Source organism: Nocardia fodinahabitans (genome assembly GCF_052983615.1).
Window position 1 is genome coordinate 7,343,795 of sequence record NZ_JBRJJC010000001.1, and the last position, 13,522, is coordinate 7,357,316.

Consider the following 13,522-nt stretch of genomic DNA (forward strand, 5'->3'; position numbering starts at 1 on the left):
GGTTGTTCAGCTCCTGTGAGTGGTGGTGCGGTCAGGCGGGGGTGGCGACGAGCTTGGTCTCGAGGTATTCCTCGAATCCGGCGACGCCCATCTCCCGGCCGATGCCGGACTGCTTGTAGCCGCCGAACGGTGCGTCGGCGTGGTACCAGAGCCCGCCGTTGACGCTCAGCGTCCCGGTCCGCACCCCCGCGACCACCCGTTCCACCCGCTCCGGGTCGGTGCCCCAGACCGAGCCCGACAGCCCGTAGGGCGAAGCGTTGGCCAGCCTGATCGCGTCGTCGTCGCCGTCGTGCGGAATCACGACGAGTACCGGTCCGAAGATCTCCTCCTGGGCGACGGTCGCGGTGTTGGCGAGACCGCTGATGAGCGTCGGCTCGATGAAGAAGCCGCGTTCCTGGTTCGCCGGCCTGCCACCGCCCACCACGACGTGCCCACCCTCGGCTCTGGCGAGCTCGAGGTATCGCTCCACCCGCGCCCGCTGCTGCGCGGAAATCACCGGCCCGCAGACGGTTCCGGCGTTCGTCGGATCACCGGCCGCCAGCCCGGACAGCGTTGTGGCCGCCGCGGCGACCGCGGCGTCGTAGTTCGCACGCGGCACCAGCAGCCGGGTGGTGAGGGCACAGCCCTGGCCCGCGTGGACGGCGACGGTGAACGCGGTATAGCTCGCGGCCGCCGCGATATCGGCGTCGTCGAGCACGACCGCCGCCGACTTGCCGCCGAGTTCGAGAAATGTGCGCTTGAGCGTGGCCGAGGCACCCGCCATCACCGAGCGGCCGGTCCGCGTCGAGCCGGTGAAGGTGATCATGTCCACGCGCGGATCGTCGACCAGCTGCGCACCGATCGCGTGATCGGCGGAGGTGACGATATTGAGCACGCCGGCGGGAATGTCGGTGTGCTCGGCGACGAGCGGGCCCAGCACCGCGGCGCACCACGGTGTGTCCGGCGCGGGCTTGAGCACGACCGTGTTTCCCGCCGCCAGCGCGGGACCGATCTTGGCCAGGTTGATCTGGTGCGGGAAGTTCCACGGTGTGATGGCGCCGACGACCCCGACGGCCTCGCGCCGGATCACCCGGCGGGAGGCGACCCCCATGAGGTCCCTCGTGCCGAGATCCGTTTCCCACGCGTAGTTCTCGGCCAGGTCGGCCGCGTAGGACAGATCGGCGATCGGGCCCTCGAGCTGCGGCCCGCTGGTGAGCATGACCGGGGTGCCGACCTCGGCGATCGTGATCGCCCGCAGCTCCTCGAGGTGCTCGCCCAGCACGTCACGCAATTGACGCAGGCAGTGGGCACGGAACGCGGGGTCCCGCGACCACTCGGTCTCGTCGAAGGCGGTGCGCGCCGCCCCGATGGCGGCGTCCATGTCGGCGGCCGAGGCATCGGCGGCGTGACCGAGCACCTCCTCGGTCGCCGGGTTGATCGTCGCGAAGACGCCGGAGCCGCCCGGGATCAGCTTGCCGCCGATCAGCAGGGGCGTGCCGCCGGCAGGGACGAGGCCGTTCATGGCAGGTCTCCGATACTTGTCTGGACAGGTGTACGGAATATAGTTCGGATTCCGGAACGGCCGCAAGGGAATGCGCGTCATTCGTCCATACACCTTGCTGTAGTAGCATCCAGACACATGTCCGAAATCGCGCCTACCGGCATCGAAGCAACTCGACGACGCTTGACGGAGAAACAGGCCGACACCGTGGACCGCCTGACCGTGGCCGCGGTCGAGGTGCTGGCCACGGCGGGCTACTCGGGGACCACCATCCGGCTCGTCGCCGCGGCGGCCGGCGTCGGAACCGCCACCGCGTACACATACTTCTCCTCCAAGGAACACCTGATCTCCGAGGTCTTCTGGCGGCGCCTGATCGCCCTGCCCCCACTCGACGATCACGACGCCGACCCGACCACGCGGGTGGTCGCCGTCCTGCGCGAGGTCTCGATGCTGGTGGCCGACGAGCCCGCCCTCGCCGGTGCGGTCAGCAGCGCCCTGCTCGGTGACGATCCCGATGTGCGGCACCTGCGATTACGCATCGGCAAGGAGATCCGCCACCGGCTCGCACAGGCTCTGGGCACCAGGGACCCCGAACAGCTTGCGGCGCTGGAACTCCTGTACTCCGGAGCACTGCTGCAGGGCGGCATGGGACTGCTGTCCTACGCCGAGGTCGCCGACTTGCTCGAGGTGTGCGCGCGACGCATGCTGGCCGATCCGGCACTCGACGGCTGACAGCTCCTCCTTGTCGCGCGGCGCCAACCGTAGTACTGTCCAGACACATGTCCATATGACGTCTGGACAGTATTCCGGGAAGGATTCCCCATGACGCTGGCCATACCGCGGCGCGTGTCCGGAGGCGACGACAGCCACGGGCACCTCACCGAATTCCGCACCGATCCGATCGCGCTGATGCACCGCGTCCGCGCCGAATGCGGCGATGTCGGGACCTTCGACCTCGCGGGACGCACTGTCGTCCTGCTCTCCGGTGCCGAAGCCAACGAGTTCTTCTTCCGGGCCGCCGACGACGACCTCGATCAGGGAGCGGCCTACCCGTTCATGAAGCCGATCTTCGGCGAAGGCGTCGTGTTCGACGCGCCGCCGGAGCGCCGCAAGGAGATGCTGCACAATCAGGCGCTGCGGGCCGACCACATGCGCGCCCACGCGGGCACCATCGCCCGCGAGGTCGACCGGATGATCGCGAGCTGGGACGACGAGGGCGAGATCGACCTGCTCGAGTTCTTCGCGGAGCTGACCATCTACACCTCCTCGGCCTGCCTGATCGGGGTGAAGTTCCGCGACCAGCTCGACGCCCGCTTCGCGCACCTCTATCACGAGCTCGAGCAGGGCACCGACGCGCTGGCCTACGTCGACCCGTACGCACCGATCGAGAGTTTCGCCCGGCGCGACGCCGCCAGGGCCGCGCTGGTCGAGCTGGTGCAGGCGATCATGGATCAGCGCGCGGCGAATCCGCCCGCGGGCAAGGACGACCGCGACATGCTCGACGTCCTCATGTCCGTCCAGGACGAGCACGGCGAACCGCGGTTCCCGGCGACCGAGATCACCGGCATCTTCATCTCGATGATGTTCGCCGGCCACCACACCACCTCGGGCACCGCGGCCTGGACCATCATCGAGCTGCTGCGCCACCCCGGCACGCTGCGCGCCGTGGTCACCGAACTCGACGAGCTGTTCACCGACGGCTCGGAGGTCAGCCACCACGCGCTGCGCCAGATCCCGCAGCTGGAAGCCGCGCTCAAGGAGACGCTGCGCCTGCATCCGCCGCTGATCGTGCTCATGCGCCTGGCGCGCGGTGAGTTCGAGGTGTGCGGGCACCGGATCGCACCCGGCGACATGGTGGCCGCCACGCCCGCGATCTCCAACCGGATCCCGGAGGACTTCCCCGACCCGGACGCCTTCGATCCCGCCCGCTACCTCGATCCGCGCCAGGACGACATCGTCAACCGCTGGACCTGGATCCCCTTCGGTGCGGGCAGGCATCGCTGCGTCGGGGCGCCGTTCGCGCTCATGCAGCTCAAAGCGATCTTCTCGATCCTGCTGCGGGACTGGGAGTTCGAACTCGCGCAGCCGTCGCGAACCTATCGCAACGACCATTCGAAGATGGTCGTCCAGCTGCAGCAGCCCTGTCGCGTCCGCTACCGTCGCCGGCATCGCTGACCATCCCGGGCCCCACACCGCCGTCGGCATCCAGGAGGAACCCGTGTCAGCGCCATCGCTACCAGCCGGATTCGATTTCACCGATCCCGCTCTCTGGCAAGCCCGTAACCCCGTCCAGGAATTCGCCGAACTGCGCCGGACCGCGCCGGTGTGGTGGAACACGCAGACCGACGCGCAGTCGGGCGGCTTCCGGGACGGCGGCTACTGGGTCGTCACCAAACACGAGGACATCAAGGAGATCTCGCGCAATCCCGAGCTGTTCTCCTCGCAGCGCAAGGGTTCGGTCATCCGGCTGCCCGGGGAGGTGACGCCCGAGCAGATCGAGCTGACCGGGGCGCTGCTGCTGAACATGGACCCGCCCAAGCACACCAAGATCCGGCGCATCATCGCCAAGGGATTCACGCCGCGCGCGGTCGAGGGGTTGCGCGCGGCACTGGCCGAGCGGGCGGCCGCCATCGTGCACGCGGCCGCTGCGACCGGCGGTGGCGACTTCGTCGAGCAGGTGGCGTGCGAGCTGCCCCTGCAAGCGATCGCGGAACTCGTCGGGGTGCCGCAGGAGGATCGTCGCAAGCTGTTCGACTGGTCGAATCAGATGCTCAACTACGACGACCCGGAGTATGGTGACGCCACCACCACCGACGCCTCCTCGGCCGCCGCGGCGGGCATCCTCGGCTACGCCTGGAACCTGGCCGAGCAGCGTCGCGTCGACCCGCGCGAGGACATCGTGAGCAAGCTCGTGCACGCCGACCTCGACGGTGAGGCACTCGGTTCGGACGAGTTCGGGTTCTTCGTCATCCTGCTCGCGGTCGCGGGCAACGAGACCACCCGCAATGCCATCACCCACGGCATGAAGGCCTTCGTCGATCACCCGGAGCAGTGGGAGCTCTACCGTGCGCGCCGACCGGCCACCGCGCCCGACGAGATCGTGCGATGGGCGACGCCGGTGACGGTGTTCCAGCGCACCGCCACCGCCGATACCGAGCTCGGCGGGCAGCGCATCCGGGCCGGCGATCGCGTCGGATTGTTCTACAGCTCGGCCAATTTCGACGAGGACGCCTTCGAGCAGCCGTTCCGCTTCGACATCCTGCGCGACCCCAATCCGCATCTGGGCTTCGGTGGCACCGGCCCGCATTTCTGCGTCGGCGCCAATCTGGCCCGGCTCGAGATCGATCTCGTCTTCGGCGCCATCGCCGAGGTGATGCCGAGGCTGTCCCAGGTGAGCGAGCCACAGCGGCTGCGTTCGGGGTGGATCAACGGCATCAAACACTGGCAGGTCGACTACGGGACCGGGGTGCGCTGATGCGGATCGCGCTGCTGTCCTACCGGAGCAAGGCCCACTGCGGCGGGCAGGGAGTGTATGTCCGGTATCTGAGTCAGGGGCTCGTGGAGCTGGGTCATCGGGTCGAGGTGTTCTCCGGCCAGCCCTATCCCGAGGACCTCGATCCGCGGGTGCGACTGACCGAGGTGCCGAGCCTGGACCTCTACCGCGACGACGACCCCTTCCGCACCCCGCACCCCCGCGAGATCCGGGACCGGATCGACCTGCTCGAACTCGCCACCATGTGGACGGCCGGATTCCCGGAGCCGCGCACCTTCAGCGTGCGGGCCGCCCGGCTACTGGCCGCGCGCGCAGCGGATTTCGATGTCGTGCACGACAATCAGTGCCTCGGCTACGGACTGCTCGACATCGCTCGTGTACTGCCGCTGGTGGCGACGATCCACCATCCGATCACCCGTGATCGCGCGGTGGATCTGGCCGCGGCACCGTGGCGGCGCCGGCCCTTCGTCCGGCGCTGGTACGGATTCCTCGGCATGCAGCAGCGGGTGGCCCGCCGGATTCCGGACCTGATCACGGTGTCCGCCTCCTCGGCCGCCGATATCGCCGCGGACTTCGGCGTCGCGCCCGGACAGTTGCGCACTGTCCCCCTCGGCGTGGACACGGCACTGTTCCGGCCCCGCGAGACACCCCGGGTCCGTGGGCGGATCGTGGCGGTCGCCAGCGCCGACAAGCCGCTCAAGGGCATCGCGCACCTGCTCCACGCGCTCGCGCGGCTGCGCCATCACCACGAGGTGGAGCTGCGCCTGGTCGCCAAGCTGGAACCGAACGGGCCCACCGAGAAACTCATCGCCGAACTCGGCCTGGCCGATATCGTGACGCCGGTCAGCGGGCTGAGCGACGAACAGCTGGCCGCGTTGCTCGCCTCGGCCGAGGTCGCCTGCATTCCGTCCATGTACGAAGGGTTCTCGCTGCCCGCGGTCGAGGCCATGGCCAGCGGCACGCCCCTGGTCGCCAGTCGGGCCGGGGCGCTGCCGGAGGTGGTCGGCGACTGCGCGGAATTGACCGCACCCGGCGATATCGACGCGCTGACCCAGGTCCTGGGCGAACTGCTCGCGGACCCTCGACGTCGGCACCGGATGGGTGAGCAGGGGCGGCGGCGCGCCGTCGACCTGTTCAGCTGGGCCGCCGTCGCCGCACAGACCGTCGCGGTCTACGAGCGGGCGATCGAACGCTTCCACTCCCCCGGCTTCGGCCATCACCAGGAGGACCCATGCTGACCGTCGACTTCGACCGCCTGGGCGTCGGACCCGGTTCCCGGGTGATCGATGTCGGCTGCGGAGCCGGACGGCACGCGTTCCAGGCCTACCGCCGCGGCGCCGACATCGTGGCCTTCGACCAGAACGCGGACGATCTGGCCCAGGTCGACGCCATGTTCGAGGCCATGGCCACGGCGGGCGAGGCGCCCGTGTACGCCAAGGCCGAGACCGTGCGCGGTGACGCTCTCGATCTGCCTTACGGCGACGGCGAATTCGACGTGGTCATCGCCTCGGAAATCCTCGAGCACGTCCCCGCCGACGATCGCGTGATCGCCGAGCTCGCCCGGATCGTGAAACCCGGTGGGGCGCTGGCGGTCACGGTGCCACGCTGGTTGCCCGAACGTATCTGCTGGGCGCTCTCGGACGAGTACCACGCCAACGAGGGCGGCCACGTGCGGATCTATCGTGCCGACGAACTCCGCGACAAGGTCACCGCGCGTGGTCTGCGCTACGTCCACCAGGAGTTCGCGCACGCCCTGCACTCGCCCTATTGGTGGCTCAAATGCGCTGTGGGCGTGCGGGACGACGACAATCCGCTGGTGCGCGCCTACCACCGCCTGCTGGTGTGGGACATGATGTCGGCCCCCGCGCTCACCCGCACGGCCGAACGCCTGCTGAACCCGCTCGTCGGCAAGTCCGTCGCCCTCTACTTCACGAAGCCCGCGGTGCGCCGATGACCACAGCTCTACCCGCCGTCCCGGGCGTCGTGTCGGCGCGCGCGCTGCGGCTCACCGCCGAAACCATCGCCGCCGCACAGGAACCCGACGGGGCGATCCCCTGGTTCACCGGCGGTCACACCGATCCGTGGGACCACGTCGAATCCGCGATGGCGCTGACCGTGGCCGGGCTCTGGGAGCAGGCGCGCGAGGCCTACATCTGGTCGGCCAAGTCCCAGCGTTCGGACGGGTCGTGGCCGATGCAGATTCGTGGCGGGGTGATCGAGAACCACGACGCCGACGCCAACTTCTGCGCCTACCTCGCCACCGGTGTCCTGCACGCGCTCACCATCACCGGCGACACGGGCTTCGCCGCCGAGCTGTGGCCGACGGTCAGGGCCGGTATCGATTTCGTACTCGGCCTGCAACAGGGCGCGCACGGTGAGATCCATTGGTCGGCAGGCGAATCGGGGACCTCCGGCGAAGCGCTGCTGACCGGATGCGCCAGCATCTATCACAGCCTGGGCTGCGCGGTGACCCTCGCCGAGCGGGTGGGCGACCCCCGCCCGGATTGGATCCTCGCTCGCCGCAAGCTCGGCCGGGCCCTGCGTCACCACCCCGAGGTCTTCCTGGACAAGAGCCGCTACTCCATGGATTGGTACTACCCGATTCTCGGCGGCGCGCTACGCGGTCCAGCCGCCCACGCGCGGATCGCGCGGCACTGGGACGAGTTCGTGGTCGCGGATCTCGGCATCCGCTGCGTGGCCGACGCGCCCTGGGTCACCGGCGCGGAGACTTGCGAACTGGTCCTCGCGCTCGACGCCATCGGCGACACCGCCACGGCCACCGCCCTGTTCACCGCGATGCAGCATCTGCGCGACTCCGACGGGTCCTATTGGACCGGACTGGTGTTCACCGACGGCAAGCGCTGGCCGGAGGAACGCACCACCTGGACCGCGGCCGCCGTCGTGCTCGCCGCCGACGCCCTGAACCGCACCAGCGCCGCCAACGGCATCTTCCGCGACGCCGTCGACCACTGACCCAGGCTCAGCCGCACGCGGCGACCCGCTGCAGGATGCGCAGCGAGCCGGTTACCGAGAGCTCACGGAACTTGCCGCTGTCCAGGGCCCTGCGGTAGATGCCGAACGGGGCTTGCCCGCCGTCGGCGGGATCGGGGAAGACGTCGTGGATCGCCAGTAGGCCGCCGCCCGCGACCCAGTGCACCCAGTTGTCGTAATCGCGCTGGGCGGCCTCCTCGGTGTGGCCGCCGTCGACGAAGAGCATGCTCAGCGGGGTACGCCAGATCCGTGCGGCGGCGGTGGAGGATCCGATGATCGCGACCACGGTGTCGGTCAGCCCGGCCCGGATCATGGTGCGCCGGAAGGCCGTCACCGTGTCGAACACCCCTGTCTCGGGGTCGACCAGACCGGTGTCGTGATACTCCCAGCCCGGCTGGTGCTCCTCCGAACCACGGTGATGATCGACGGTGAAGACGGTGGCGCCGGTCTCGCGCGCCGCGGCGCCGAGATAGATCGCCGACTTGCCACAGTAGGTGCCGATTTCCACAATGGTTCCTGTGCCCGCGTAGTCGCGGGCGGCGGCGTAGAGCGCGCGCCCTTCGTCCGCCGGCATGAATCCGGTGACCTGCTCGGCGAGCGCGAACAGCGCATCGGCCTCGGCGGAGAGCTCGTCTACGGGTCCCATGACTCACGCTAACACAGCAATTGGAATAGACTCCGGACTACTGTCCAGCAGATCGCCGGACAGTGAGCGGCACAGGAGAAACCTCGATGAAGACTCGCCTCAACTGCCCCTGCGGTACCCAGATCAACGCCTCCGACGAGGACGACCTGGTCGCCCAGACCCAGGCGCACCTGGCCGAGAACCATCCCGATCACGACTACACCCGCGACGAGATCCTCTTCATCGCCTACTGACCGGACTACTTCGTCGGCAAGGTGTTCTGCAGCCCGCCCACTTCGGTGATCGTCCAGCCCGCGTTCCGATCGATGGTCAGCGAATAGGTGACGGTGGTCGCGGCTCCGCCGGGATTCTGAGCGCTCGTGGAGACGACTGTGAAATACGCGTTCACCTTGTAGATTCCCCCGGATTCGGAGATCACGGTCGCCGAGAGCGGGGTCGCGGTGGAGGTCCATTGCAGCGGCAGCAGGATCTGCTCGAGCTGCGGCGCGGTGGCGTCGAACTTCGCGGTCAGCTGCGGCGCGGTACCGGCGCGCAGCCGGGCGAACCAGGCGTCGACGTCGCGGTAGTCGATCGTCGACGCGCCCGCGCCGTAGTCCGTCGCGATCCGCTCGGCGTGCCGATCGTCGGCCGCGCGGGCGTCGCGGTCGGCGATCGTCGACCGGGCGGCGAAGTACAGCACCCCGAAGGTGACCGTCGCGACGGCGAGTATCCCGATCGTGGCGGCGGTCAGGACGCTCGAGAGCCGCAGCGACACCGTGCGCGGCGACCGCTCGCCGCTGTCCGTCGTGGTGGCTTCCGCTGTCGCTGTGCTCATGCGCTGTCCTTCGTCGCTACTTGACGGCGATGCGGAAGTGCACCGTGCCGTCGGGGCCCACGCTCTGCAGGGCTTGGTCGATCAGGGTGCTGATGTCGATCGCGGGCGCGCGCCGCACGGCGTCGGCCACCACCGGGCCGAGCACCTGACCCAGGGGTTCGATACTCGGCCCGATCTCGGTGAGCAGCTCGGTGAGACGGGCGAGGAACGGGACGAGACCGTCGCCGGTGACGTAGTCGTCGAGTGGACGGCTTTCCACGAGCGCCGATCCCGACTCGACGATCGCGCTCAAGGTGACGCCGAACTCGCCGAACTTCGGACCGGCGGCGCCCAACGACGGTCCCAGCCAGTCCATGTCGCCGCCGAGTGCCTGGATGTCGGCGAACAGCGCGCGGATGGCCTCGGTGCGGCTGAGCAGCGTCGCGGCGAGCAGGGTCGAGGACCGTTGCAGCGTCTGCCGCGCCGCGTCGGTGCCCGCGAGCGCGCGATCGAAGGTGTCCACCAGATGCGCGATCGCTTCCGGCCGAATCTGCTCGAGCAACGCGACCAGTTTCGTGGACAGGGCGGTGATCGTCATCGGCAGGTGGATCCGGTCGGTCGGGATCACCTGCCCGTCTTCGAGATACGGCCCGGCACCGGAATCGGGCGCGAATGCCAGGTAGGGCTCCCCCAGCGCCGACAGCTGCTCGATCCGGACAGTGCACGACAGCGGGATCCGCTGCCTGCTGTCGATCCGCAACCCCACCCGCACGCCGGTGGCCTGCTTGCGCACCGATTCGACCCGGCCGACCCGGACCCCGGCGAGCAGCACCGGCGCGTTCGGCCCCAATCCGCCCGTGCGGTCCAGGTTCATCTCGACGGTGAGGAAATCCCGCCGCGGGTCGAATCCGAGCACCCCGACCGACATATAGCCGACGCCGAGGATCAGGACCGCTGCGATCGCCGACAGCGACACCGCCGCACGGATATTCATCGCACCGCCCCGATCATCCGCAGGGTGTCGACGATGCGGCCGGTGCGTTCCTCGCCGGTGATCGCGGTCGGCCCGGCGATGCCGATGTCGACCAGATCCACCTTCGGCCCGCGCGTCGCGAACGGCACGAGCTTCGTGTTGATCAGATCGACGAGGGTCTTCATAGTCGACGGTGCCGTGGTGTCGAGGGGGCTGCTGCCGAACAGCACGGGCACCACGGCACGAGTGGCGTCGTCGAGCGAGGACAGCAGCGGCCCGAGCCATTGCGCGCTGGGCGCGACCGGACCGAGGGCGGTGAGCACGAAGATGACGCCGATCTGGGCGTTGACCGCGTCGGTGGTGTGGTCGACGCCGTAGGGCGTGAGGAGTTCGTCGAGCATCGGCAGGTTCTGCCGCAGGCCCTCCTCGACCGTGGCCTCCATGCCGTCGAGCAGAGCGTCCACCGAGTCGAGGTGCGCCCCCAGATCCGACAGATCGGCGCCGAGAACGCCGGCGATCCGGGCGGTGTCGCGCGGGTCCTCGGGCAGCAGCCCGTTGGCGGTGCGCAGGATGGACTGGAAGTCGGTGACCGCGCCGCTGCCGAGGAAGGTCGACAGTCCGGCCAGGATGTCTTCGATGGGCGGCGCCTGGGTGGTGGCGGCCAGCGGGATGGTTCCGCCGTCGGTCAGCGTGGCCGCGGTGGCGTCGGCCGGCTCGCTCAGCGCGATGTGGACGTCCCCGAGCGGTGTCTCCTGCCGCAGCACGGCGGTAGTACCCACCGGCAGCCGGACCGACTGCCGGATCTCGACATCGGCCACCACGTACCCCGGTCGAGCCGCCCGGTCAGGGGCGGCTGCCACCGGGTCGACCAACGTGACCCCCGTCAGCCTGCCCACCCGCACACCCGCCGCGATCACCTTGGCGCCCTGCGGCAGATTCAGTACGTCGGTGAACTCGATCCGCAGGCGATAGGTCGGGCCGCCGACACCGGTGCCGGGCACCGGCAGGTCGGCGGGCTGGAAGCCGCACCCGCCCGCAAGTGTCATCCCCACCATCAGCAGACCGCCGAGGGCACGGCGCGGAGCTCGTGTCATCGTGTGCTCACCCCCGCGAGTAGGACCGGCAGTGCCGGAATCGTGACCGCGCCGTCGGCGGACGTCTGACAGCCGTGCCCGGTGACGGCCTGTACCGCCGCACAGATCCGCGCCGAGTCCGGCTGGGCCAGTGCGAGTTCCGGCGGCGCGTAGCCGATGGTCAGTTGTCCACTGACCGGGTCGACCGCCCCGGCGAATCCGGCGGCCAGCACGGGAGTCATGGCGATCACGTCGGCGAGCGAGGCGACACCGGCCGCGATCATGCGGGACAGATCAGGAACGGAGTCCAGGGCGCGCAGCGCGGGCGAGCCGAACATCATGACGACGTCGTTGAGCTGGGGCAGCAGCTCGGCCAGCGTCGCGACGATCTGGATGATGGGCGGGAACGCGATGGTGACGATGTCGTCGAAGGTCTGCGGCAGCCCCGACACCGTGGTCTCCACCTGCGCCCAGCCGTGGCGCGCGCGCTGGGCGAGTGCGCTGAGAGCGTCGAGGAGCCGGCCGATGTGCCCGATCGCCGCATCGGGCGCCGACAGTGCCCGGCTGAGCGCCAGAATCATGTCGTTGAGCTCGTCACCTGTGCCCGCGGTGGCGCGATCGAGCGCGCCGAGTCCAGCGCCGACCGCGGTCCGCTGCGCGGGATCACCCGCACCGTTGAGCTGATCCGCGAGGCCGGCGAGGGCGTCGAAGGTCTGGGAGAGGCTCTTGGGTGTCAGGGTTTTCGTGATGCACGTGCCCGCGGGCAGGCCGGGTCCGGCCTGTTCGGCCCCGATGAGGGCGAGCCGCCGATCGGCGATCAGGGTGTCGCTCACCGTGACCGCCCCCACATCCGGCGGCAGCCTGCGGTCGGCCCGCACGGTGAACTCGACCCGCGCCGACGCACCCGCGACGCTGATCCCGGTGACGCGACCGACGGGGACGCCGAGCACGGTCACCGCGCTGCCTTCGTAGAGGCCGATGCTGTCGGGCATGTCGGCGCAATAGGCGCGCATCGGCGGATTCGGTGTGCTCAGCCGCAGACCGAGTGCGCCCGCCAGCACGACGAGGACCACGACCGCGGCCGACATCAGCCCCCGCGACCCCAGGATCGACTTGATCAACACGCGCCTCCCGGTAGCGGAATGCACACCGCGGGTAGCTCAATGGTGGCTCCGGAGTGGTCGATCGCGATCCCACCACCCGCGGGAAGCAGCGGCGCCAGCCGCTGCTGGAGCGAGCGAACGGCATCCAGCAACGCGCCGAGCCGGCCGCCGAGCTGCTCGAGCGAGGGAATCGCGTCGGCCAGCGGCTGGGCGCGCTGCTTCAACGAGGCGTCCCACGCCCGGCCCAGCGGCGTCACATCCCGCAACACCACGGCGAGGTCACGCAGGGATTGCGCCACCTGCACCTTGTTGGTCTGGATGATCTGCTCGAGCGTGCCCAGGGTCGTCAGCAGCCTCGCCAGTACCTCGGCGTTCGCGTCGAGTGCCGTCAGATACTCGTCGGCGATGGCCAGGGTGCGCGAGATGTCGGCGTTCTGCTCGTTCAGGATGTCGACCACGTCGCCTGCGGCCCGCACCGCCGCGCGTACAGCGTCCGGGCTCTTCTCGAGCGCGGTGGACAGCGCCCCGAGATCTTGCCGAACGACGTCACCGTCGATCCGGCGGACGGGCTGGATCGCGTCCTGGAACGCCTGAGTCAGGTTGTAGGGCACGATGACTCGCTCCTGCGGAATGACCGCGTCGCCGAGCGGCCGCGTTCCGGCGGGCAGGACGGCGACGTAGTAGCCGCCGACGAAGGTCAGCATCCGGATGTCGAGGGTGGTCTGATCGCCGAGGAACGCGTCCGCGGTCACGGTGAAATCCATCCGGACCCGGTCGGCGAGCAGCGTCAGCGCGCTGACCTTGCCGACGGGAATACCGGCGATGCGCACGTCGTCGCCCGGACGGACCGAGCCGGCCTGGATGAGCTCGGCCGAATAGGTCCGTTCGGGCGAGGTCCCGGTGACATACACCGCGCCGATCGCGATCAGCAGGAGCACGGCCGCGCAGATTCCCGCGACACCCCAGCGCA

General features: G+C 69.5%; 14 protein-coding genes. 7 read left to right on the top strand and 7 right to left on the bottom strand.

Annotated features, from left to right (window positions below; genetic code table 11):
• Positions 1–31 precede the first annotated feature (31 nt).
• Positions 32–1,501, bottom strand: a complete 1,470-nt coding sequence (locus tag NV348_RS34615) for an aldehyde dehydrogenase (RefSeq protein WP_447150693.1) — start codon at positions 1,499–1,501, stop codon at positions 32–34.
• Positions 1,502–1,618: 117 nt separating this feature from the next.
• Here NV348_RS34615 and NV348_RS34620 point away from each other — a divergent pair, with 117 nt between their 5' ends.
• From NV348_RS34620 to NV348_RS34645, 6 genes are all read left to right on the top strand, one after another.
• On the top strand, positions 1,619–2,212 hold the full coding sequence (locus NV348_RS34620) for a TetR/AcrR family transcriptional regulator (protein ID WP_447150694.1): 594 nt from the start codon (positions 1,619–1,621) through the stop codon (positions 2,210–2,212).
• A 90-nt stretch (positions 2,213–2,302) separates the two neighbouring features.
• Positions 2,303–3,655: a lanosterol 14-alpha demethylase gene (locus NV348_RS34625; protein WP_447150695.1), complete on the top strand. Its 1,353-nt coding sequence runs from the start codon at positions 2,303–2,305 to the stop codon at positions 3,653–3,655.
• A 43-nt stretch (positions 3,656–3,698) separates the two neighbouring features.
• Positions 3,699–4,955, top strand: coding sequence for a cytochrome P450 (locus tag NV348_RS34630; protein ID WP_447150696.1), 1,257 nt, complete (start codon positions 3,699–3,701; stop codon positions 4,953–4,955).
• On the top strand, positions 4,955–6,211 hold the full coding sequence (locus tag NV348_RS34635; RefSeq protein WP_447150697.1) for a glycosyltransferase family 4 protein: 1,257 nt from the start codon (positions 4,955–4,957) through the stop codon (positions 6,209–6,211). The genes NV348_RS34630 and NV348_RS34635 overlap by 1 nt, the downstream gene beginning before the upstream one ends.
• Positions 6,205–6,927, top strand: coding sequence for a class I SAM-dependent methyltransferase (locus NV348_RS34640; protein ID WP_447150698.1), 723 nt, complete (start codon positions 6,205–6,207; stop codon positions 6,925–6,927). The genes NV348_RS34635 and NV348_RS34640 overlap by 7 nt, the downstream gene beginning before the upstream one ends.
• Complete coding sequence (locus tag NV348_RS34645) at positions 6,924–7,946, top strand: prenyltransferase/squalene oxidase repeat-containing protein (RefSeq protein WP_447150699.1); 1,023 nt, start codon at positions 6,924–6,926, stop codon at positions 7,944–7,946. The genes NV348_RS34640 and NV348_RS34645 overlap by 4 nt, the downstream gene beginning before the upstream one ends.
• Before the next feature lie 7 nt (positions 7,947–7,953).
• Here NV348_RS34645 and NV348_RS34650 read toward each other — a convergent pair whose 3' ends face one another.
• Positions 7,954–8,610, bottom strand: a complete 657-nt coding sequence (locus tag NV348_RS34650) for a class I SAM-dependent methyltransferase (protein ID WP_447150700.1) — start codon at positions 8,608–8,610, stop codon at positions 7,954–7,956.
• Positions 8,611–8,696: 86 nt separating this feature from the next.
• Here NV348_RS34650 and NV348_RS34655 point away from each other — a divergent pair, with 86 nt between their 5' ends.
• The gene (locus NV348_RS34655) at positions 8,697–8,843 is read left to right on the top strand and encodes a DUF1059 domain-containing protein (RefSeq protein WP_447150701.1); all 147 of its coding nucleotides are present in this window, start codon (positions 8,697–8,699) and stop codon (positions 8,841–8,843) included.
• A 5-nt stretch (positions 8,844–8,848) separates the two neighbouring features.
• Here the strand turns inward: NV348_RS34655 and NV348_RS34660 are convergent, their stop codons facing one another.
• The 5 genes from NV348_RS34660 to NV348_RS34680 are packed head-to-tail and all read right to left on the bottom strand — an operon-like array spanning position 8,849 to position 13,490.
• Entirely contained in the window at positions 8,849–9,424 is a 576-nt protein-coding gene (locus NV348_RS34660; RefSeq protein ID WP_447150702.1) for a hypothetical protein, read from the bottom strand.
• 16 nt (positions 9,425–9,440) lie between these two features.
• The gene (locus tag NV348_RS34665) at positions 9,441–10,397 is read right to left on the bottom strand and encodes an MlaD family protein (RefSeq protein WP_447150703.1); all 957 of its coding nucleotides are present in this window, start codon (positions 10,395–10,397) and stop codon (positions 9,441–9,443) included.
• Complete coding sequence (locus NV348_RS34670) at positions 10,394–11,470, bottom strand: MlaD family protein (RefSeq protein ID WP_447150704.1); 1,077 nt, start codon at positions 11,468–11,470, stop codon at positions 10,394–10,396. Before NV348_RS34670 ends, NV348_RS34665 begins: the two co-directional genes overlap by 4 nt.
• Positions 11,467–12,573, bottom strand: a complete 1,107-nt coding sequence (locus NV348_RS34675; protein WP_447150705.1) for an MlaD family protein — start codon at positions 12,571–12,573, stop codon at positions 11,467–11,469. The genes NV348_RS34670 and NV348_RS34675 overlap by 4 nt, the downstream gene beginning before the upstream one ends.
• The gene (locus tag NV348_RS34680; RefSeq protein WP_447150706.1) at positions 12,567–13,490 is read right to left on the bottom strand and encodes an MlaD family protein; all 924 of its coding nucleotides are present in this window, start codon (positions 13,488–13,490) and stop codon (positions 12,567–12,569) included. Before NV348_RS34680 ends, NV348_RS34675 begins: the two co-directional genes overlap by 7 nt.
• Between the last annotated feature and the right edge of the window lie 32 nt (positions 13,491–13,522).